Annotated in this window: 18 protein-coding genes; 8 read left to right on the forward strand and 10 right to left on the reverse strand. The window is 67.2% G+C overall.

Features of this window, described 5'->3' with window-relative positions:
* Both HMPREF3014_RS29875 and HMPREF3014_RS29880 read right to left on the reverse strand, forming a co-directional pair.
* Positions 1-1274, reverse strand: a 1274-nt coding sequence (locus HMPREF3014_RS29875) for a GspE/PulE family protein (protein ID WP_049263257.1), incomplete at its 3' end; no start/stop codon positions are given.
* A gap of 37 nt (positions 1275-1311) precedes the next feature.
* Complete coding sequence (locus HMPREF3014_RS29880) at positions 1312-2676, reverse strand: CYTH domain-containing protein (protein ID WP_023087901.1); 1365 nt, start codon at positions 2674-2676, stop codon at positions 1312-1314.
* Positions 2677-2789: 113 nt separating this feature from the next.
* Here HMPREF3014_RS29880 and HMPREF3014_RS29885 point away from each other — a divergent pair, with 113 nt between their 5' ends.
* The 3 genes from HMPREF3014_RS29885 (at position 2790) to argE (ending at position 6034) form a co-directional block, all read left to right on the forward strand.
* The gene (locus HMPREF3014_RS29885; RefSeq protein WP_003100081.1) at positions 2790-3467 is read left to right on the forward strand and encodes a TIGR00153 family protein; all 678 of its coding nucleotides are present in this window, start codon (positions 2790-2792) and stop codon (positions 3465-3467) included.
* Between the two features lie 44 nt (positions 3468-3511).
* A complete protein-coding gene (locus tag HMPREF3014_RS29890) occupies positions 3512-4780 on the forward strand; it encodes an inorganic phosphate transporter (protein WP_023087900.1) in 1269 nt (422 codons plus the stop codon).
* Between the two features lie 99 nt (positions 4781-4879).
* Positions 4880-6034: an acetylornithine deacetylase gene (argE, locus tag HMPREF3014_RS29895; RefSeq protein WP_003120396.1), complete on the forward strand. Its 1155-nt coding sequence runs from the start codon at positions 4880-4882 to the stop codon at positions 6032-6034.
* Here the strand turns inward: argE and HMPREF3014_RS29900 are convergent.
* Complete coding sequence (locus HMPREF3014_RS29900) at positions 6007-6708, reverse strand: MarC family NAAT transporter (protein WP_003114055.1); 702 nt, start codon at positions 6706-6708, stop codon at positions 6007-6009. The genes argE and HMPREF3014_RS29900 overlap by 28 nt on opposite strands.
* 336 nt (positions 6709-7044) lie before the next feature.
* Between HMPREF3014_RS29900 and argA the strand changes: the two genes are divergently transcribed.
* Positions 7045-8343 carry an amino-acid N-acetyltransferase gene (gene argA / locus HMPREF3014_RS29905; protein WP_003096265.1) on the forward strand — a complete coding sequence of 433 codons (1299 nt, stop codon included), beginning with the start codon at positions 7045-7047 and terminating at the stop codon, positions 8341-8343.
* Positions 8344-8385: 42 nt separating this feature from the next.
* On the opposite strand, the gene gshA is transcribed toward argA, so the two are convergent.
* From gshA to HMPREF3014_RS29920, 3 genes are all read right to left on the reverse strand, one after another.
* A complete protein-coding gene (gene gshA / locus HMPREF3014_RS29910; protein WP_003109990.1) occupies positions 8386-9969 on the reverse strand; it encodes a glutamate--cysteine ligase in 1584 nt (527 codons plus the stop codon).
* A 206-nt stretch (positions 9970-10175) separates the two neighbouring features.
* Positions 10176-10538, reverse strand: a complete 363-nt coding sequence (locus HMPREF3014_RS29915) for a PaaI family thioesterase (protein ID WP_042115369.1) — start codon at positions 10536-10538, stop codon at positions 10176-10178.
* 38 nt (positions 10539-10576) lie between these two features.
* Positions 10577-12916, reverse strand: a complete 2340-nt coding sequence (locus HMPREF3014_RS29920) for a Tex family protein (protein WP_003100071.1) — start codon at positions 12914-12916, stop codon at positions 10577-10579.
* A 188-nt stretch (positions 12917-13104) separates the two neighbouring features.
* On the opposite strand from HMPREF3014_RS29920, the gene amgR reads away from it, so the two are divergent.
* Both amgR and amgS read left to right on the forward strand, forming a co-directional pair.
* Positions 13105-13848, forward strand: coding sequence for a two-component system response regulator AmgR (gene amgR, locus HMPREF3014_RS29925; protein ID WP_003096259.1), 744 nt, complete (start codon positions 13105-13107; stop codon positions 13846-13848).
* A 94-nt stretch (positions 13849-13942) separates the two neighbouring features.
* Positions 13943-15262 (forward strand): two-component system sensor histidine kinase AmgS, encoded by a 1320-nt coding sequence (amgS, locus tag HMPREF3014_RS29930; RefSeq protein ID WP_023087899.1) that lies wholly within the window; start codon positions 13943-13945, stop codon positions 15260-15262.
* Positions 15263-15338: 76 nt separating this feature from the next.
* Here amgS and HMPREF3014_RS29935 read toward each other — a convergent pair whose 3' ends face one another.
* The 3 genes from HMPREF3014_RS29935 to HMPREF3014_RS29945 form a co-directional block, all read right to left on the reverse strand.
* On the reverse strand, positions 15339-16262 hold the full coding sequence (locus HMPREF3014_RS29935; protein WP_003109987.1) for an LD-carboxypeptidase: 924 nt from the start codon (positions 16260-16262) through the stop codon (positions 15339-15341).
* Positions 16263-16452: 190 nt separating this feature from the next.
* On the reverse strand, positions 16453-17358 hold the full coding sequence (rimK, locus tag HMPREF3014_RS29940; protein WP_003096254.1) for a 30S ribosomal protein S6--L-glutamate ligase: 906 nt from the start codon (positions 17356-17358) through the stop codon (positions 16453-16455).
* A 131-nt stretch (positions 17359-17489) separates the two neighbouring features.
* Positions 17490-17924 carry a retropepsin-like aspartic endopeptidase RimB gene (locus HMPREF3014_RS29945; RefSeq protein ID WP_003123679.1) on the reverse strand — a complete coding sequence of 145 codons (435 nt, stop codon included), beginning with the start codon at positions 17922-17924 and terminating at the stop codon, positions 17490-17492.
* 209 nt (positions 17925-18133) lie between these two features.
* Between HMPREF3014_RS29945 and HMPREF3014_RS29950 the strand changes: the two genes are divergently transcribed.
* Positions 18134-18529: an RNA-binding S4 domain-containing protein gene (locus tag HMPREF3014_RS29950; RefSeq protein WP_003120401.1), complete on the forward strand. Its 396-nt coding sequence runs from the start codon at positions 18134-18136 to the stop codon at positions 18527-18529.
* Positions 18530-18566: 37 nt separating this feature from the next.
* Here HMPREF3014_RS29950 and HMPREF3014_RS29955 read toward each other — a convergent pair whose 3' ends face one another.
* Positions 18567-19370, reverse strand: a complete 804-nt coding sequence (locus tag HMPREF3014_RS29955; protein WP_003096247.1) for a phosphatase PAP2 family protein — start codon at positions 19368-19370, stop codon at positions 18567-18569.
* 112 nt (positions 19371-19482) lie between these two features.
* On the opposite strand from HMPREF3014_RS29955, the gene hslO reads away from it, so the two are divergent.
* On the forward strand, positions 19483-20376 hold the full coding sequence (hslO, locus tag HMPREF3014_RS29960; RefSeq protein WP_003096245.1) for an Hsp33 family molecular chaperone HslO: 894 nt from the start codon (positions 19483-19485) through the stop codon (positions 20374-20376).
* Positions 20377-20439: the final 63 nt, after the last annotated feature.

Consider the following 20439-nt stretch of genomic DNA (forward strand, 5'->3'; position numbering starts at 1 on the left):
GTCTCCAGGTCGCGGATCTCGCCGACCATGATGATGTCCGGGTCCTGCCGCAGCAGGGCGCGTACGCCGCTGGCGAAGGTCAGGTCGATGTTGTGCTGGACCTGCATCTGGTTGAACGAGGGCTCGATCATCTCGATCGGGTCCTCGATGGTGCAGACGTTCACCTCGTCGGTGGCCAGTTGCTTGAGCGTGGTGTAGAGCGTGGTGGTCTTGCCCGAGCCGGTGGGGCCGGTGACCAGGATGATGCCGTTGGGCTGGCTGGTCATGCTCTGCCAGCGGCGCAGGTCGTCGGCGGAGAAGCCGAGCTGGTCGAAGCTCTTGAGCAGCACCTCGGGGTCGAAGATGCGCATCACCATCTTCTCGCCGAAGGCGGTGGGCAGGGTCGACAGGCGCAGCTCCACCTCGGCGCCGTCCGGGGTCTTGGTCTTGACCCGGCCGTCCTGCGGCTTGCGTTTCTCCGCCACGTTCATCCGTCCCAGCGACTTCAGGCGGCTGACCACCGCCATGGTCACCTGCGGCGGGAACTGGTAGACGTTGTGCAGCACGCCGTCGATACGGAAGCGCACGGTGCCCTGCTCGCGGCGCGGCTCGATGTGGATGTCGCTGGCGCGCTGCTGGAAGGCGTACTGGAACAGCCAGTCGACGATGGTGACGATGTGCGCGTCGTTGGCGTCCGGCTCCTGGTCGGCGGCGCCGAGGTTGAGCAACTGCTCGAAGTTGCCGACGCCGCTGATCTTCTGGTCCGGCGAGGTGGCGCCGCTGACCGAGCGGGCCAGGCGGAAGAACTCGACGGTGTAGCGCTGGATGTCCGCCGGGTTCGCCACCACCCGCTTGATCGGTCGCTTGAGCACATGCACCAGGTTGCTTTCCCAGCCCTGTACGAAGGGCTGGGCGCTGGCGATGGTGACTTCCTCCGGACTCAGCGCGACGGCGAGGATGCCATGGCGCTGGGCGAAGGCGTAGGACATCAGCGGAGTCACCGCGGCGACGTCGATCTTCAGCGGGTCGATGCGCAGGTAGGGCTGGCCGGCGTACTCGGCCAGCCACTGGGTGAGGGTCTCCAGATCGAGCTTGCGTCCGGGGCGCTTGAGATCCTCGACCTGCTGCGCGGCGAGGAACTCCAGCGGATGCTGCTGGTTGCGCACCGCGCTGCGGCGGATCGCCAGGCACTGTTCGGCCTGCTCCTGCCCGACCCGGCCCTGGGCGACCAGCTCGCGGAGCAGGTCGCCGAGGTCCAGCAGGCGGTCCTGGGCGGCGGTGGCGAACACGGACATGCAGACTCCCTTCGGATGATGGCGGTAGCGGCGAAGCTTATTTCATCAGCGCCTTCCAGGGTTTGAGCGTCAGCACAGTATGGGCCTGCGTGGCGCGGGCAGCCAGGCGCTCGGCATCGACAGGTTGCCGCAGCAGCTCCAGCAACTTGGCCAGTTCGCCGTAGAGGCGGTCGGCTTCCGGCAGGTCGAGCACGCCGCGCGCCAGGCGCAACCAGGTAAGCATGCGCTGCAGGCGCGGCGCTTGGTCGGGGAGCAGCTCGGGATGCTGGTGGGCGCGCGCCAGCGGCGTGGCCTGGGCTTCTTCGGCAAGGCTGCGCAGCAGCCATTTGCCCAGCGCGGCGGCGCCCTGGCGGTTGCCGCGCTCGTTGCGCGACTCGGTCCAGGCCTTGGCCAGCAGCCAGCACGATGCATTCAGGGAGAACAGGCCCCAGCGGGTCTCGTCGAGTTCGCCGCGGAACAGTTGCGGCGCCTGCTGGCGTAGCGTCTCGTCGTCACGGCCGCGCTCGATGCGCGGCGCCCAGTCGGCGAGGAGAGCGTCCAGCGCTTCGCGCAGCTCGCGACTGCTGGCGCGTGGCACCGCCTGGCCGAGGCTGCCGAGCAGGGTACGCAGGTCCTGCAGGTGTTGCAGCCAGTCCTCCAGCAGGCGCCAGTGGCCGTTGAAGCGATACTGTTCGGCCAGTCTCTGGCTGCTGCCGAGCAGGTACCAGGCGATGGCGGCGAAGGCACCGTCCAGCGGGGTTTCCGCCAGCAGTTTCTGGGCCGGGGGATCGACCTCGTAGCTGTTCGGGTCGAACAGGCGGTAGCCGCGCTCGGCCTTGCTGATGTCGCAGGGCATCAGCGGCAGGTCGGCGGCCAGTTCCGCGGCCAGCTCGAGCAGCGCGGCGGCATCGCCCTGGCGCAGTTCCAGCTCCAGTTCGCAGATTTCCTCCTGGTTGTCGCCGGCGACCACCTTGCCCAGGTCGAGCGCCGCCTCCACGACTACCCTGGCCTTGCCGCGGCCCCAGGCGATCTCGGCGCGCTGGCGGACGAAGTCGGTGCTGAAGATCGGCTTGAGCTGCTTCTTGTCGAGATCCTTGAGGGCCGCCGGCCAGCACTTGTCGTCGAGTTTCTTCAGGTCGAGCTTGTTCTTTTCCAGGTACCAGTCCCACTCGTTGCGTTCGGACAACCCGGCCACGCTCTGCCCGCGGCTTTTCAGCGTCTGGATGTACTGCTCGCCGTCGCGGCGCATGCGCAGCGCGACCTTGGCCCGGGCCAGCTCGCGGCCGGGGGTGTCGTAGTACTGGTTGTACAGTTCGCGGCGCTCCCAGCCCGATTTGTTGCGCTTCTTCAGCAACGGGTGCTCCTGCAAGGCTTCCAGGGTGGCGCGGCTGACGCGGAGTTTGATTTCGGTTTCTTTCTGCATGGGGCGATGTCCGGCTCGGGACGCCAGGCGTCCGCGGGTGAAGGTGTTCCAGATCAAAGGCGCGCGGGGTGGGTGGCCTATACTTTTCGGCATTTCCACCAGGGAGGCGTTCCATGCCGACCAATCCGTTCATCAGCCTGTTCGGCCGTTCGCCGATCGGGCCGATGCAGCAGCACATCGCCAAGGCCCACGAATGCGCGGCCGGCCTGTTGCCGTTCTTCCGCGCGGTGATCGCCGAGGACTGGGCGCAGGTCGAACAGGTTCAGCAGGACATGGTGCGACTGGAGCAGGAAGCCGATCGGCTGAAGAAGAACGTCCGGATGCACCTGCCCAAGAGCCTGTTCCTTCCGGTGCCGCGCTCCGATCTGTTGGAGCTGCTCAGTGTACAGGACAAAGTCGCCAATCGCGCCAAGGACATCGTCGGGCTGATGCTGGGCCGGCGCATGCGCATCCCGTTGCCGCTACAGGGCCAGATGCTCGCCTATGTGCAGCGCTCGGTGGACGCCAGCGCCCAGGCGTTGCGGGTGGTCAACGAACTCAACGAACTGCTCGAGACCGGCTTCGGCGGGCGCGAGACCAGCCTGGTGGAGAGCATGGTGGAGGAACTCGAGGCGATCGAGAACGATACCGACCGCATCCAGGTCGAGGTACGCCGCGAGCTGTTCCGTCTGGAAAGCGAGCTGCCGCCGGTGGACGTGATGTTCCTCTACCAGATCATCGAATGGATCGGCGATGTCGCCGACCGCGCCCAGCGGGTCGGCAACCGCCTGGAGCAATTGCTGGCGCGGTGAGCGCCAGTCTTCTTTCCGACCCTGCCTGCACACGGATACCGCCCATGTCCCTGATCGCCGACCACGGCTTCGCCTTCCTCGTACTCGCCTGCCTGTTCGGTTTCTTCATGGCCTGGGGCGTCGGCGCCAACGACGTCGCCAACGCCATGGGCACTTCGGTGGGCTCGCGCGCTCTGACCATCCGCCAGGCGATCCTGGTGGCCATGGTCTTCGAGTTCTGCGGTGCCTATTTCGCTGGTGGCGAAGTCACCGAAACGATCAGGAGCGGCATCGTCGACCCGCAGTACATGACCCCCGACCTGCTGGTCTTCGGCATGCTCTCGGCCTTGCTGGCCGCCGGGGTCTGGCTGTTGCTGGCGACGATCAAGGGCTGGCCGGTGTCGACCACCCACTCCATCGTCGGCGCGATCATCGGCTTCGCCTCGGTCGGTGTCTCGGTGCACGCGGTGCACTGGGGCGCGATCGGCCCGATCGTCGCCAGTTGGGTGGTGACGCCGGTGCTGTCCGGGCTGCTCGCCTTCGCCCTGTTCAGGAGCGTGCAGTGGCTGGTACTGCATGCCGAGGACCCGTTCCGCAGCGCGCGCCGCTACGTGCCGCTGTACATGTTCCTGGCGGGCTTCATGGTCGCGCTGATGACCGTCGGCAAGGGCCTGAAGCATGTCGGCCTGGAGCTTTCCGGCCTCCAGACGCTGGGCCTGGCGTTGCTCGCCGGCGGCCTGGTGATGGGCCTGGGCATCGTCCTGCTGTTGCGCATCCGATCCACTGGCGGAGCCGATCCGCGTGGCGGCTTCGCCAGCGTCGAGCGGGTCTTCGCGGTGCTGATGATCTTCACCGCCTGCTCCATGGCTTTCGCCCATGGTGCCAACGACGTGGCCAACGCCATCGGCCCGGTGGCGGCGGTCGTCGCGGTGGTCCAGGCCGGCGGCGACCTGGATCTGGTGAGCCGTTCGCCGGTGCCGTCCTGGGTACTGCTGCTGGGCGCGGTGGGCATCGTCATCGGCCTGGCTACCTATGGCTACCGGGTGATCGCCACCATCGGCCGGGAGATCACCGAGCTGACCCCCAGCCGCGGCTTCGCCGCCGAGCTGGCGACCGCCTCCACGGTGGTTGGCGCCTCGGCCATCGGCCTGCCTGTATCCACCACCCATACCCTGGTCGGCGCGGTGCTCGGCATCGGCATGGCGCGCGGCATCGGCGCGCTCAACCTGCGGGTGATCGGCTCGATCTTCCTGTCCTGGGTAGTGACCCTGCCGGCCGGCGCGGTGCTGGCGATCCTGTTCTTCCTGGTCCTGCGCGCGCTGTTCGGCGCCTGAGCGCGATCTTCGTCGGCTGGCGCAGGCGGAACCGGAACGGACGGTTTTATCCACTGCCGCGATAGGCCATGATGGGGCTCGATCCGTGTGGAGAGTCCCATGCCGTTGCCGTCTCTGAAAGACCAGTTCGGCGCGCTGATCGCCGCGTCTTCCGTCAGTTGCACCCAGCCCGAGCTGGACCAGACCAACCGCCCGGTGGTCGACCTGCTGGCCTCCTGGCTGGGCGATCTAGGCTTCCGCTGCGAGATCCGGGAAGTCTCGCCGGGCAAGTTCAACCTGCTGGCCAGCTACGGCAGCGGTTCCGGCGGGCTGGTGCTGGCCGGCCACACCGATACCGTGCCCTACGACGAAGCGCTGTGGAGCAGCGATCCGCTGCGCCTGGACGAGCGCGACGGCCGCTGGTACGGCCTCGGCAGTTGCGACATGAAGGGCTTCTTCCCGCTGGCCATCGAGGCCTTGCTGCCGCTGCTCGACCAGCCGTTCCGCCAGCCGCTGATGATCCTCGCCACCTGCGACGAGGAAAGCTCGATGGCCGGCGCCCGTGCCCTCGCCGAAAGCGGGCGACCGCTGGGTCGCGCCACGGTGATCGGCGAGCCGACCAACCTGCGGCCGATCCGCCTGCACAAGGGGGTGATGATGGAGCGCATCGAGATTCTCGGGCAGAGCGGCCATTCGTCCGATCCGAACCTCGGCCGTAGCGCCCTGGAGGCCATGCACGCGACCATCGGCGAGCTGATGGCGCTGCGCGGGGAATGGCAGCGGGCCTGGAACAACCCGCAGTTCAGCGTGCCCCAGCCGACCCTGAACTTCGGTTGCATCCACGGCGGCGACAATCCCAACCGCATCTGCGGCCAGTGTTCGCTGGAATTCGACCTGCGCCCGCTACCCGGCATGCAGCCTGAGCAGTTGCGCGAGGCGATCCGCCAGCGCCTGCGGCCGCTGGCCGAACGGCACCAGGTGAGCATCGACTACCAGCCGCTGTTCCCTGCCGTGCCGCCGTTCGAACAGGCGCAGGACAGCGAACTGGTACGCGTCGCCGAACGCCTGACCGGGCATCGCGCCGAGGCCGTGGCGTTCGGTACCGAGGCGCCGTACTTCCAGCGCCTGGGCAGCGAGACCCTGGTCCTCGGTGCCGGCGACATCGCCTGTGCCCACCAGCCCGACGAGCACCTCGAACTGGCGCGTATCGAACCGATGGTCGGCGTGCTGCGCCGGCTGATCCAGCATTACTGCCTGACGCCCGCCGCCGACTGAAGCGCGGCGTGGCCGGCGACCAGCTCGAAGCCGCCGTTGATGACGAACTGCACGCCCATCGCCACCAGCAGGAAGCCGACCACTCGCGAGATGGCGTCGATCCCGGATTCGCCGAGGAACTTCATGATGCGCCCGGAGCTTTGCAGGGCGATCCAGAAGATCAGCGCGGTGAGCAGGGTGACGGTGATCGCCGCGAGGTGGATGAACAGCGGAATGCTTCCGTAGGTGGATTGCAGCGTCGACGCCGAGCTGACCACCAGGGCGATGGTCCCCGGCCCCGCGGTACCCGGCAGGGCCAGCGGAACGAAGGACAGGTCGCGGAAGTGCGGGGTGATCTTTTCCTCGTCCGACAGCAGGTCGTGCTGGACTTCGGTCTCGTCCGGCGTGGTGGCGGGGAACAGCATGGTGAAACCGATATAGGCGACGATCAGCCCGCCGGCGATGCGCAGGCCGGGAATGGAGATGCCGAACACCTGCATCACCAGGCTGCCGCCGTAGAAGCTGACCAGCATGATCAGCGCCACGTAGAGGCTGGCCTTGAATATCTGCCGGTTGCGCTCCGCCGGCGGCAGGCTGCCGCCGAGGCCGAGCAGTAGCGAGACGCTGGTCAGCGGGTTGGCCACCGGAAGCACGGCGAGCAGTCCGATCAGGACGTGATGGAAGTATTCGCTCATGGATTTTCCTCGTTCGCGTGGTTGCGTGCCGGACGGCACGGCGAACGAGGCAGCCTAGCGAAAAAGCGCTGTGCGAGTTAACCGGGGTTTTCGGATAGTTTTTTTCAAAAATAGTGGTAAAACGGTTCGGTCCGGTCCCAGGCCCCGTACCATGGTCGAATCCCGCCGCTGCGGGGCCGCCGAGGGTTTAAACTCGCGCGTGATCCATCCGTCTCGTTAACCAGAAAGTGAGGAGAAGCCTGTCGATGTTGCTGCGACGACGATAACGGCGCCCTTCGGGCCGTCCCGGCCGCTCACGCTTTGCTCTCGCTCACGAAACGACAGGCTTTCCCCACCATGCCCGACTACGTCAACTGGTTACGTCACGCTTCGCCCTACATCAACTCGCACCGGGACCGCACCTTCGTGGTCATGCTCCCCGGCGAAGGGGTGGAGCATCCCAATTTCGGCAATATCGTCCACGACCTGGTCCTTCTCCACAGCCTCGGTGCGCGCCTGGTGCTGGTGCACGGTTCGCGTCCGCAGATCGAGGCGCGCCTGGCCGCGCGCGGCCTGGCTCCGCGCTATCACCGCGACCTGCGAGTGACCGATGCACCGACCCTGGAGTGCGTCATCGACGCCGTGGGTAGCCTGCGCATCGCCATCGAGGCGCGGCTGTCGATGGACATGGCCGCCTCGCCGATGCAGGGCGCGCGCCTGCGGGTCGCTGGCGGCAACCTGGTCACCGCGCGGCCGATCGGCGTGGTCGAGGGTGTCGACTATCACCATACCGGCGAGGTCCGTCGCATCGACCGCAAGGGCATTGGCCGTCTTCTCGACGAGCGCAGCATCGTCCTGCTCTCGCCGCTGGGCTACTCGCCGACCGGGGAAATCTTCAACCTGGCCTGCGAAGACGTGGCCATGCGCGCCGCCATCGACCTGGAAGCGGAAAAGCTGATTCTCTACGGCGCCGAACAGGGCTTGCTGGACGCATCCGGCAAGCTGGTCCGCGAACTGCGCCCGCAGCAGGTGCCCGCGCACCTGCAACGGCTGGGCAACAGCTACCAGGCCGAGCTGCTGGACGCCGCGGCGCAGGCCTGCCGGGCCGGGGTCAAGCGCAGCCATATCGTCAGCTACACCGAGGACGGCGCGCTGCTCAGCGAGCTGTTCACCCGCACCGGCAACGGCACCCTGGTCGCCCAGGAGCAGTTCGAGCAGTTGCGCGAGGCGGGCATCGAGGACGTTGGCGGGCTGATCGAGCTGATCCGCCCACTGGAAGAGCAGGGCATCCTGGTACGCCGTTCCCGCGAGGTGCTGGAACGCGAGATCGAACAGTTCAGCATCGTCGAGCGCGAAGGGCTGATCATCGCCTGCGCCGCGCTCTATCCGATCGCCGATTCCGAGGCGGGCGAGCTGGCCTGTCTGGCGGTCAACCCGGAGTACCGCCACGGCGGGCGTGGCGACGAACTGCTGGAGCGGATCGAGGAGCGCGCGCGCGGACTCGGCCTGAAGACCCTGTTCGTGCTCACCACGCGGACCGCGCACTGGTTCCGCGAGCGCGGCTTCCAGCCCAGCAGCGTCGAACGGCTACCGGCGGCGCGGGCCTCGCTGTACAACTTCCAGCGCAATTCGCAGGTATTCGAGAAGAGCCTGTGATCCGCCGGCGCGTCCCTGGGCGCAGGGGCGCGCCGGCTTGGCTCAGTTGCTGATCAGGCCGAGGATGCTCGCCTGGTAGGCGGCGACGAAGGTATCGAAGTCGCCATCCTGGTCGCGTTCCAGCTCCGTCTGTTCGGCCAGGGAGTCGCTGGCCATCTTCTCGAAGCGCGCCTGCTCTTCGGCGGCCAGCGGATGCTGGCGGAAATACTCCGCGTGTTCGCGGCTCTGGCGCAGGGAGAACGCTTCGAAGCTCTCGCCGCGCTCGCGCATGACCTTCAGCACCTGCGCCGAAGGCGTCAGTTCCGCATCGGCCACCTTCGCCCGCTGCGCTGCCAGCGCCGCCGCGTGGGCTTCGCCGCCGCGCGCGCGGTCGAGCAGCGCCGCGGTGTCAGCGATTCGTTCGAGCAGCTCGTTGGCCCAGACCTGCAATTCCACCGGCTGGCCGCGACGTTGCAATTGCAGGCCCGGCCGCCTGCCTTCCTTGACCACGGCGAGGAAGTTGTCGGTGGCGTCGCTGCACTCGCCGTTCAGCAGCGGGCTGTCGCTGAACGCGCAGAACAGCAGGAAGGCGTCGAGGAAGCGCGCCTCGTCCAGGTCGATGCCCAGCGGCAGGAACGGGTTGATGTCCAGGCAGCGCACTTCCACGTACTGCACGCCGCGAGCGGCCAGGGCCTGCACCGGACGCTCGCCGGTGTAGGTGACGCGCTTTGGCCGGATGCTCGAGTAGTACTCGTTCTCGATCTGCAGGATGTTGGTGTTCAGCTGCACCCATTCGCCATCCTGCTTGGTGCCGACCTTCTCGTAGGGCGGGTAGGGCGTGCTGACCGCCTGGCGCAGGCTGTCGATGTAGCTCTGCAGGTCGTTGTAGCAGGGCGTCAGGCCGGCCTGGGCGTTGTTCTGGTAGCCCAGGTCGCTCATCCGCAGGCTGGTGGCGTAGGGCAGGTAGAGCGTGTGTTCGTCGAGGCGCTCCAACTGGCTCGGGCGGCCACGCAGGAAGCCGGCGTCGAGGGCCGGCGAGGCGCCGAACAGGTACATCAGCAGCCAGCTGTAGCGGCGGAAATTGCGAATCAGGGCGATGTAGGCGGCGGACTGGTAGTCGCGTTCCGACAGCTCGCTGCCTTCGGCCTGGCGCAGCAGCGGCCAGAGCCTCTCCGGCAGGGAGAAGTTGTAGTGGATGCCGGCGATGCACTGCATGGTCTTGCCGTAGCGCAGCGCCAGGCCCTTGCGGTAGACGTACTTCAGGCGGCCGATCATCGAGCTGCCGTAGCGGGCGATCGGGATGCTCTCCTCGTCCGGCAGCTCGCAGGGCATCGATGGGCTCCACAGGTATTCGCCGTCCAGTTTCGAACTGGCGAAGCGGTGGATGCGCTCGAGATCGCCCAGAGTGTCGGCGACGTCGGTTTCCGTGGGCGTGATGAACTCCAGCAAGGCCTCGGAGTAGTCGGTAGTGATCTGCGGATGGGTCAGGGTCGAACCCAGGGCCCGGGGGTGGGGGGTGAGCGCCAGCTTGCCGTCGCTATCGACTCGCAGGCATTCGCGCTCGATGCCATGCAGGCACTCGGTCAGCAGGGGCAGGTTGGCTGCGGCGCCGAGCAGAGCCAGGCGGCGGGAGAGAAGATCGCTCAAGTCGGGATTCCTTGTGATCGCGTCCCAGATCGGTCGCCCCAATATGAGGGTGGACCGAGCGGTCTACAAGAGGGAGGACGTAAATGCGTTTTCGCTTCGTCCTGGGGCCGGTCGCCGCGACTTCAGCGGGAGCCGTCGAGGCGGGCGCCCGGCAGGGATCGGGATCGCCGTTGCGCGCCATTCTGCCGCATGGCGGCCGCGCCGGTTTACAACTGGGCGAAGGTACCTTGTCCTTTCGCGACCAGTTTGTCGCCTTGCCGCACCTCGGCTTCCACCACCAGGCTGCGGCGCCCGGCATGGAGGACGCGGGCGACGCAGCGCACCTCGCCGTCGGCGACGGCGCGGATGTAGTTGATCTTGCATTCCAGGGTGACGCTCTGGCGGTCGAAACCATGGGAACTGGAGCAGGCCAGCCCCATGGTCACGTCCATCAGCGAGAACAGCGCGCCGCCATGCATGACCCCGCCGCGGTTGCGCAGGTGCGCGGCCATCGGCAGGCGTACCTCGGCGACGCCGTCGCCGAGGCTGACCGGGTCCAGGCCGACCAGTTCGCTGTAGGCGCTGATCATCTGCTCGCGGGCGGGCATCTCGCTCATGGACGGCTCCGTCACTTCTTCTTCAGTTGCTTGGCGTTGGCGAACAGCGCGGCCATGGCGTTGTTCGCCGGCGGCGCGCTCTGTCCGCGCGGGGCGCCACGCTCCTGGCGCGGCTGGCCGCTGCCGGTGGGACGCCCGCCGCGCTGGCCTTCGACCTTCTCGCCGGGGGTGTCGCTCATGCGCATGGACAGGCCGACACGGTTGCGCGGGATGTCCACTTCCATGACCTTGACCTTGACGATGTCGCCGGCCTTGACCACTTCGTACGGATCCTTGACGAACTTCTCGGACAGCGCCGAGATATGCACCAGGCCGTCCTGGTGGACGCCGATGTCGACGAACGCGCCGAAGTTGGTGACGTTGGTCACCACGCCCTCCAGGACCATGCCCGGCTTGAGGTCCTTGAGGCTCTCGACGCCTTCCTGGAATTCTGCGGTCTTGAACTCCGGACGCGGGTCGCGGCCGGGCTTGTCGAGTTCCTTGAGGATGTCGGTGACGGTCGGCAGGCCGAAGGTCTCGTCGGTGAACTTCTTCGGGTCGAGGCGCTTGAGGAACGCCGAGTCGCCGATCAGCGAGCGGATGTCGCGCTCGGTGTCGGCGGCGATGCGCTGCACCAGCGGATAGGTCTCCGGGTGCACCGCCGAGGCGTCCAGCGGGTTGTCGCCGTTCATCACGCGGAGGAAGCCGGCGGCTTGCTCGAAGGTCTTTTCGCCCAGGCGGCTGACTTTCTTCAGCTCGTCGCGGGTGCGGAACGCTCCGTTGGCGTCGCGGTGCGCGACGATGTTCTGCGCCAGCGTCGAGTTGAGGCCGGAGATGCGTGCCAGCAGGGCGGCGGAGGCGGTGTTGACGTCGACGCCGACGGCGTTCACGCAATCCTCGACCACCGCGTCCAGGCTACGCGCCAGCTTCAGCTGGGACACGTCGTGCTGGTACTGGCCGACGCCGATCGACTTGGGCTCGATCTTCACCAGCTCCGCCAGCGGGTCCTGCAGGCGACGGGCGATGGATACGGCGCCGCGCAGGGACACGTCCAGCTCGGGGAACTCCTTCGCCGCCAGTTCGGAGGCGGAATACACCGATGCGCCGGCTTCGCTGACCATGATCTTGGTCAGCTTCATGCCCGGATACTTCTTGATCAGTTCGCCGGCCAGCTTGTCGGTCTCGCGGCTGGCGGTGCCGTTGCCGATGGCGATCAGCTCGACCTGGTGCTTGGCGCACAGCGCGGCGAGCACGGCGAGGGTCTGGTCCCACTGGTTCTTCGGCGCATGTGGGTAGACGGTGGCGGTGTCCAGCAGCTTGCCGGTGGCGTCGACCACCGCGACCTTGACCCCGGTGCGCAGGCCCGGGTCGAGGCCGAGGGTGGCGCGCGGGCCGGCCGGGGCGGCCAGCAGCAGGTCGTGCAGGTTGCGCGCGAACACGCTGATCGCCTCGTCCTCGGCGCCGTCGCGGAGCTCGCCGAACAGGTCGGTTTCCAGGTGGGTATAGAGCTTGACCTTCCAGGTCCAGCGCACCACCTCGGCCAGCCACTTGTCGGCGGCGCGGCCCTGGTTGGACAGGCCGAAGCGCTCGGCGATCATGACCTCGCATGGGTGCAGGGTGCCCGGCGCTTCCTCGCCGACCTTCAGCGAGGCGCTGAGGACGCCTTCGTTGCGTCCGCGGAAGATCGCCAGGGCGCGGTGCGACGGGGCGCTTTTCAGCGGCTCGTCGTGTTCGAAGTAGTCGCTGAACTTGGCGCCTTCCTGTTCCTTGCCGGGGACCACGCGGGCGGTCAGGGTCGCTTCGTTCTTCATGAACACGCGCAGCTTGTCGAGCAGCGTGGCGTCTTCGGCGAAGCGCTCCATGAGGATGTACTTGGCGCCTTCCAGCACCGCCTTGACGTCGGCGAAGCCTTTCTCGGCGTCGACGAAACGCGCGGCCTCGCTTTCCGGGACCAGGGTCGGGTCGTCGAACAGTGCGTCGGCCAGCGCGCCGAGGCCGGCTTCCAGGGCGATCTGGCCCTTGGTGCGGCGCTTCTGCTTATAAGGCAGGTAGAGGTCTTCGAGACGGGTCTTGGTGTCGGCGAGCTTGATGTCGCGGGCCAGTTCGGGGGTCAGCTTGCCCTGTTCCTCGATGCTGGCGAGGATCGCGCCGCGGCGTTCTTCCAGTTCGCGCAGGTAGCGCAGGCGCTCTTCCAGCATGCGCAACTGGGTATCGTCGAGGCTGCCGGTGACCTCTTTGCGGTAACGGGCGATGAAGGGAACGGTGGAGCCTTCGTCGAGCAGGGCGACGGCAGCGGCGACTTGCTGCGGTTGAACGCGGCCGGAGGGCAGTGCGGAGAGCTCTTCGGCGATACGGGTGTTGATGCTGTCCATTGATCCACCTGGTAAAACGAACGAAAACGGGCCGTGTAGACAACGCCCCGCCGCAAAAGCGCCGCATTATACCTGCCAAGTTTCGCCTTGGAGGGCGGCTGGTCGGGGAAAAATCTGCTAACAATGGACAGTCCGGCCCAGCCGCTACCTGGGCGATAATGCCCGCCTGACTCATTCTGGGAGTTTCTATGTCGAACCCTGCCGCCCTGGCCGAAGGTGAAAAGATCCTCGTCGTCGACGACGACGCCCGCCTGCGCCGCCTGCTCGAACGTTTCCTCGACGAGCAGGGCTACCGCGTCCGCGCGGTGGAGAACACCGAGCAGATGGATCGCCTTCTATCCCGCGAACTGTTCCAGCTGGTTGTGCTCGACCTGATGCTTCCCGGCGAGGACGGCCTCACTGCCTGCCGCCGCCTGCGCGAACAGAACAACCAGGTGCCGATCATCATGCTCACCGCCAAGGGCGACGAGGGCAGCCGCATTCAGGGCCTGGAACTGGGCGCCGACGACTACCTGGCCAAGCCGTTCAACCCTCGCGAACTGCTGGCGCGGATCAAGGCCGTGCTGCGCCGCCAGGCGCCGCTGGTGCCCGGCGCGCCTGCCGGTGCCGACGAGGTGGTGACCTTCGGCGACTACCAGCTGTTCCTCGCCACCCGCGAACTGAAGAAGGGCGACGAGGTACACATGCTGACCACCGGCGAGTTCGCCGTGCTCAAGGCCCTGGTGCAGCACGCCCGCGAACCGCTGACCCGGGACAAGCTGATGAACCTCGCCCGTGGCCGCGAGTGGGATGCCCTGGAGCGTTCCATCGACGTGCAGATCTCGCGCCTGCGCCGGCTGATCGAGCCGGATCCGTCCAAGCCGCGCTATATCCAGACGGTCTGGGGCGTCGGCTACGTGTTCGTGCCGGACGGCAACGCGCGCAAGGCCTGAGTCTCCGCGCGGCCGGTGCAGCGATGCACCGGCCGCGTCGTCTTACCCGCAACAGGCGTCGGCCCCGTCCGCCGGCGCGCAACCGGTCCGATCGATGAAAACGCCGCTCTGGTTCCCGCAAAGCTTCTTCGCCCGCACCCTCTGGCTGGTGCTGATCGTCGTGCTGTTCTCCAAGGCGCTGACCCTGGTCTACCTGCTGATGAACGAGGACGTGATCGTCGACCGCCAGTACAGCCACGGCGCGGCGCTGACCATCCGCGCGTTCTGGGCTGCCGACGAGGAGTCGCGCGCGGCCATCGCCAAGGCTTCCGGCCTGCGCTGGGTGCCGAGCAGCGCCGACCAGCCCGGCGAGCAGCACTGGCCGTACACGGAAATCTTCCAGCGGCAGATGCAGATGGAGCTGGGGCCGGACACCGAGACCCGCCTGCGTATCCACCAGCCGTCGCAGCTCTGGGTGCGCGCACCGAGCCTCGGCGAAGGCTGGCTGGCGGTGCCGCTGTATCCGCATCCCTTGCGTGGCCAACGGATCTGGAGCGTGCTCGGCTGGTTCCTCGGCATCGGCCTGCTTTCCACCGCCGCCGCCTGGATCTTCGTCCGCCAGCTCAGCCAGCCGCTCAAGCGCCTGGTGGTCGCCGCCCGCCAGTTCGGCCAGGGGCGCAGCGTGCGTCTGCCGCTGGGGCCGGAGACGCCGAGTGAAATGGCCGAGGTGTATCGCGCCTTCAACCAGATGGCCGAGGACATCGAGCAGGGCGGGCGCGAACGCGAATTGATGTTGGCCGGTGTCTCCCACGACCTGCGCACCCCGCTGACGCGCCTGCGCCTGTCGCTGGAGTTGCTGCCGGAGAGCGAACGGGAGATGGTCGAGGACATGGTCCGCGACATCGAGGACATGGATGCGATCCTCGACCAGTTCCTCGCCTTCATCCGCGACGGCCGCGACGAGCCGGTGGAGGAGGGCGACCTGACCGACCTGTTGCGCGAGGTCGTGGCGCCGTTCAACCAGACTCGCGAGCAGGTGCGCATGGCCTTGCAACCGGTACCGGCGATGCCGTTGCGGCGGGTGTCGATGAAGCGTCTGCTGGGCAACCTGATCGACAATGCCCTGAACCACGGTGGCGGTTCGGTGGAGGTGGCCAGCTACGTGGCCGGCGAAAGCGCGGCGCCCTACGTGGTGCTGAGTGTGCTCGATCGCGGCCAGGGCATCGATCCCGCGGAAGTGGACAGCATCTTCAATCCCTTCATCCGCGGCGACAAGGCGCGTGGCGGCAAGGGCACCGGCCTCGGCCTGGCGATCGTCAAGCGCATCGCCGCCCAGCACGGCGGCAGCGTCGAACTGCGCAACCGCGATGGCGGCGGCCTGGAAGCGCGGGTCTGCCTGCCGCTGGGGTTGCTGCTACCGCGCGGCGCGGCCTGATACTCGACGGGTTTGTGCCGTTCCAGCGGCACTTCCCAACCCCTCTCGCGCTTACGGAGAGGGGCGCGCCCCGTCCCTACCAGCGCAACCGGTTTCCCTCGAGCACCGCGGTCTTCCCGTAAGGCCAGGCTCGGTTCTGCGCACCATGCCCGCTGGGCAGGTGGTGGTAGAGCGGCACCTCGATGGCGGCGGCGTATTCGCCGAAGATCCGCTCCAGGCTGTGGGCGACTTCCTTGCGCGGGCAATCGGTGAACGAGCCCAGGCAGATCGCGCCGAGCTGGCGCGCGTCGATGCTTTCGAGCAATTGCCAGAGGCTGCGCTCCAGGCGGTAGTAGGGTTCGCCGACGTCCTCCAGGACCAGGATCGACCCCGCCGGGGCGTGCAGGCCGCCGAGGGTGCCGGCCATGCAGGCCAGGGCGGTGAGGTTGCCGCCGATCAGCGCGCCTTCGACGCGTTGCTTGTGTCCGCCGAGGTGCTGCACCGGGAGTTCATGGTCGATTCCGGCCAGCAAGCGGCTGACCGAGGCCAGAGAGGCTAGCCGCTCCTGCTGCTCGCGGGGGGCGCTCAGCGGCGACAGACCGAGTCCGGTGGCCACCGGGCCGTGGATCGCAGGCAGGCCGTGGCGGTGGAAAGCGCTGAGCAACACCGAGATGTCGGAGAAACCGATCAGTGGCCGCGGCGAGGCCGCCTGCAGGCGCCCCCAGTCCAGGCCCGGCAGCAACTGGCCGCAGCCGTAGCCGCCGCGCAGGCACCAGACCGCGGTGATGTCCGGCATGTCGAAGGCGTTGTGCAGGTCTTCCAGGCGCTGCTCGACGGTCCCGGCGAGGTAGCGGTAGCGGGCTTCGACGTGGCGGCCGAGATGGTAGTCCACGCCGTGCACTTCCAGTTGCCGCAGGGTCGCCTCCAGCACGTCGGTGGCGATGGCCGAGGCTGGCGCGATCAGCGCCACCCGGCCGTCGATGGGCTGCCAGGTCTGGTCGGAGGAGGGACGAGGGGTCATGCGGCGATTCCATGAAGCGTCAGGAAAGGATTCGAGTGCCGGAAGAGCCCGGGGTTCGGCGGGGTTTCCGGCATCGGTTGCGGCGGTGCTTCATTCAAGCGTGGCATGGACCTTCTGTCGAGGCCGGGATCGCCAGCGTAATGCGGTGCGTCCGATGCGCTGGGACAACGCATGCGTTGTCTGGTCCGGCTCACCCTTTTCCCTTCGTCCTGGCCAGGTGGGGGCCGCCGTTCTTTTCCAGGTACTGGATGATGATTCCGGCGATGTCCTTGCCGGTGGTGGATTCGATACCTTCCAGGCCCGGCGAGGAGTTCACCTCCATTACCAGCGGACCATGGTTGGAGCGCAGGATGTCCACCCCGGCGACGTTCAGGCCCATCACGCGGGCGGCGCGGATGGCGGTCATGCGTTCTTCCGGGGTTATCTTGATCAGGCTGGCGCTGCCGCCGCGGTGCAGGTTGGAGCGGAACTCGCCGGGCGCTGCCTGGCGCTTCATCGAGGCGATCACCTTGTCGCCGACCACGAAGCAGCGGATGTCGGCGCCGCCGGCTTCCTTTATGTACTCCTGGACCATGATGTTGTGCTTGAGCCCCATGAAAGCCTCGAGCACCGATTCGGCGGCCTTCTCGGTTTCGCAGAGGACCACGCCGATGCCCTGGGTGCCCTCCAGCAGCTTGATCACCAGCGGTGCGCCACCGACCATCTCGATCAGGTCCGGGACATCGTCCGGGGAGTGGGCGAAGCCGGTCACCGGCAGGCCGATGCCCTTGCGCGAGAGCAGTTGCAGCGAGCGCAGCTTGTCCCGCGAGCGAGCGATGGCGACCGACTCGTTGAGCGGGAACACGCCCATCATCTCGAACTGGCGCAATACCGCGCAGCCGTAGAAGGTCACCGAGGCGCCGATGCGCGGGATCACCGCGTCGAAGCCCTCCAGCGGTTGTCCCCGGTAGTGGATCTGCGGCTTGTGGCTGGCGATGTTCATGTAGGCGCGCAGCGTATCGATGACCACCATTTCATGGCCGCGCTCCCGCCCGGCCTCCACCAGGCGACGGGTCGAGTAGAGCCGGGGATTGCGCGACAGCACGGCGATTTTCATTCAGCACCTGTGGATGGGTTGGACCGGCTGGCGGGCAGCGGCGGCGAGGCTGTGGGTTGTCGTCGCGGCAGGCATTGGACCGGCCGTTTCGGGAATGGATGGAGGTTGGACAGGTGCTGCCGGCGAATGGCTCAAACCGGACTCCCGTCGAGCAGGTTGATGCCCGTCGCCGCGGGCAGGGCGGCCGGCGACTCGGGACGATCCTGGACGTAGGCCAGGGCCGGGTTGACCACCAATTGCCCGGCGATCAGCGCCTTGGAGCCGAGCAGCACGCGATAGCGCATGGACTTGCGGCAGGCCAGGGTGAACTCCACCGGCCACATGCGATCGCCCAGCGCCAGGGTGGTGCGGATCACGTAGCGGGTCTGGGCCTGGCCGTTGGAGCTGCGAATGGTCTTGCGCGCGACCATCGGCGCTTCGCAACGGTGCCGGCGCTGTACCAGCGTGCCGAGGTGGGCGGTGAAGCGCACCCACTTCTCGCCGTCGCGCTCGAAGGGAACGATGTCCGAGGCATGCAGGCTGGAGGTGCTGGCGCCGGTGTCGATCTTCGCGCGCAGCCCGACCATGCCCAGTTCGGGAAAGGCGATCCACTCGCGCAGACCGATGACGGAAAGCTGGTCGAATGTCTTCACGGGTAGGCATTCCAGGCGTTTTGCCGGCATTCTAGCAGGGCTATGGGCGGCCGCCAGACGGCTGCCCGAGGATGCCGAAGACGAACCTAGCGGCTGTCGATGACAGTCGCGAGACAGCGGCGGAACGGATACGGGAAATGCCAGTGAGCGAGAAAGACGACGACAAGGTGCGCCTGGACAAGTGGCTCTGGGCGGCGCGCTTCTTCAAGACCCGGGCGCTGGCCAAGGCCGCGATAGAGGGCGGCAAGGTGCATTGCCGGGGCGAGCGGTGCAAGCCGAGCAAGGAACCCAGGGTAGGGGAGGAGTTGACCATTCGTACGGGCTTCGACGAGCGAACCGTGACCATTCGCGCGCTTTCCGTAGTCCGGCGTGGCGCGCCGGAGGCCCAGGCTCTCTACGAGGAAACCGCGGACAGCGTGGCAAGCCGCGAGCGCGCGGCGGCCATGCGCAAGGCCGGGGCGCTGGGCGTACAGACAGAGGGGCGGCCGAGCAAGAAGCAGCGGCGGCAGATCCACCAGTTGCGCGGCGGCCAGGACTGAGAAGCGCCGGTCTCCCGCAGGGGAGACCGGGATGGCCTCAGGCCGAGTCGCGGACCACGCCGAGGCGGCCGATCAGCGGCAATTTCGCCAGCAGGCGGAACAGCGGTTCGGTCACCTGCACCAGCCAGCCGCTGGCCTTCGCCGCCAGCGGTGTGTAGCAGCCCCAGGCGAGGGCCAGCAGGGCCATCTGCAGGCCGCCGATGTAGTCGTCCTGGCCCCAGTGCGCGCCGGCTACCAGGCGCGGCATCATGAACAGCACGGCCAGGGTCCAGATCAGCAGGAACTGCCCGGCGCGGCGAGCGAACAGCGACATGAACAGCGCCCAGACCAGCAGCACCGAGGCGTGGTCGCCGGGGAAGCTGCGCTTGGAGCGGTCCTTGATTTCCCACACGCGTTCCCAGTCCGGGAAGTGGTCGCTGAGGTGGATGGCCTTGTCCATCAGCATCGACAGGCTGGCGTGCTGCCAGTGCAGGTGGTGGGCGATCTTCGCGTAGAGCACGCGGATCACCACCAGGATCAGCAGGGTCACGATGAAGCCGAAGGTCAGCCGCCGTACCTGGTTCGCCGGCAGCAGCCAGTCGCCGCGAATCAGCAGGCAGAGCAGGATCACTCCGACCACCGCGTCGAACGGTCGGGTACTGAGCAGGCCCCAGAGTTTCAGCCAGGTTTCGTTGAGGGCGAGGGAGCCGTTGAGCTTGTCGAAGAGCCAGAAGTCGAAGCCGTTCATCAGCTCGCGGGTGGGGCCCCAGAGCCACAGGATCAGCAGCAGGAGCGCCAGAAGATGACAGGTGGCGAACTTGCGCCATTGCCAGGCCGCTTGGAACGGAGAGGCATTATCCATAAAATCGTTTCCCCCTATCGGCGCCGGGTCGGCGTACGACTGTCACGAAGCGCGCTTTTATAGGCCTTTGTCACTCACTTGTCATTCCCTCATTCGTAGCGTTGTGTCCCGCATGTCCCATTCAGATCAGAGCCAGCGTTTCCTTTTCGACGATACCGACGTGCGCGGCGAGATGGTCGATCTCGAGCGCAGCTACAGCGAAGTGCTGGCCAAACATCCCTATCCGGAACCGGTCGCGCAGCTGCTCGGGGAGATGCTCGCGGCGGCCTCGCTGCTCTGCGGCACGCTCAAGTTCGACGGCCTGCTGGTATTGCAGGCGCGCTCCAGCGGCGCGGTTCCGCTGTTGATGGTGGAGTGTTCCAGCGACCGCCAGGTGCGTGGCCTGGCCCGCTATTCGGCGGAGTCCATCGGCGCCGACGCCGGCATGCAGGAACTGATGCCCGAAGGCGTGCTGACCCTCACCGTGGACCCGGTCAAGGGCCAGCGCTACCAGGGGATCGTCGCCCTGGAGGGGGTGAACCTGGCGGAATGCCTGTCCAACTACTTCGCCAGCTCGGAACAGCTGCCGACCCGTTTCTGGCTCAACGCCAACGGCCGCCGCGCCCGCGGCCTGCTGCTGCAGCAGCTTCCCGCCGACCGCCTGAAGGACCCCGAGGCCCGCGAGGCCAGTTGGCAGCACCTGACCACCCTGGCCGACACGCTGACCGCCGAAGAGCTGCTGGCGCTGGACAACGAGACCGTCCTGCACCGCCTCTACCACGAGGAAACCGTGCGCCTGTTCGAGCCGCAACCGCTGGTCTTCCATTGCAGTTGCTCGCGGGAACGTTCGGCCAACGCCCTGGTCAGTCTCGGGCAGGCCGACTGCGAGCGGCTGCTCGAGGAGGAAGAAGGCTCGATCAGCATCGACTGCCAGTTCTGCAACCAGCGCTACCTGTTCGACGCCTCCGACGTCGCCCAGTTGTTCGCTGGCGCTGGCAGCCAGGGGCCTTCCGAGACCCGCCACTGACGATTTTTCATCCAGCGGGCTTTTCTGGCATAATCCCGCCACTTTTTTCCTGTAGTGAGTTTT

It is taken from the genome of Pseudomonas sp. HMSC065H01 (assembly GCF_001815235.1).
GTDB lineage: Bacteria > Pseudomonadota > Gammaproteobacteria > Pseudomonadales > Pseudomonadaceae > Pseudomonas > Pseudomonas aeruginosa.

Coding starts and splice junctions, on each gene's coding strand:
- hslO (WP_003096245.1), top strand. CDS start 19,483: ATGTCCCATTCAGATCAGAGCCAGCGTTTCCTTTTCGACGATACCGAC.
- HMPREF3014_RS29955 (WP_003096247.1), bottom strand. CDS start 19,370: ATGGATAATGCCTCTCCGTTCCAAGCGGCCTGGCAATGGCGCAAGTTC.
- rimK (WP_003096254.1), bottom strand. CDS start 17,358: ATGAAAATCGCCGTGCTGTCGCGCAATCCCCGGCTCTACTCGACCCGT.
- HMPREF3014_RS29890 (WP_023087900.1), top strand. CDS start 3,512: ATGTCCCTGATCGCCGACCACGGCTTCGCCTTCCTCGTACTCGCCTGC.
- HMPREF3014_RS29920 (WP_003100071.1), bottom strand. CDS start 12,916: ATGGACAGCATCAACACCCGTATCGCCGAAGAGCTCTCCGCACTGCCC.
- HMPREF3014_RS29880 (WP_023087901.1), bottom strand. CDS start 2,676: ATGCAGAAAGAAACCGAAATCAAACTCCGCGTCAGCCGCGCCACCCTG.
- HMPREF3014_RS29945 (WP_003123679.1), bottom strand. CDS start 17,924: ATGGTCGGGCTGCGCGCGAAGATCGACACCGGCGCCAGCACCTCCAGC.
- HMPREF3014_RS29900 (WP_003114055.1), bottom strand. CDS start 6,708: ATGAGCGAATACTTCCATCACGTCCTGATCGGACTGCTCGCCGTGCTT.
- argE (WP_003120396.1), top strand. CDS start 4,880: ATGCCGTTGCCGTCTCTGAAAGACCAGTTCGGCGCGCTGATCGCCGCG.
- argA (WP_003096265.1), top strand. CDS start 7,045: ATGCCCGACTACGTCAACTGGTTACGTCACGCTTCGCCCTACATCAAC.
- HMPREF3014_RS29935 (WP_003109987.1), bottom strand. CDS start 16,262: ATGACCCCTCGTCCCTCCTCCGACCAGACCTGGCAGCCCATCGACGGC.
- amgR (WP_003096259.1), top strand. CDS start 13,105: ATGTCGAACCCTGCCGCCCTGGCCGAAGGTGAAAAGATCCTCGTCGTC.
- HMPREF3014_RS29915 (WP_042115369.1), bottom strand. CDS start 10,538: ATGATCAGCGCCTACAGCGAACTGGTCGGCCTGGACCCGGTCAGCCTC.
- amgS (WP_023087899.1), top strand. CDS start 13,943: ATGAAAACGCCGCTCTGGTTCCCGCAAAGCTTCTTCGCCCGCACCCTC.
- HMPREF3014_RS29885 (WP_003100081.1), top strand. CDS start 2,790: ATGCCGACCAATCCGTTCATCAGCCTGTTCGGCCGTTCGCCGATCGGG.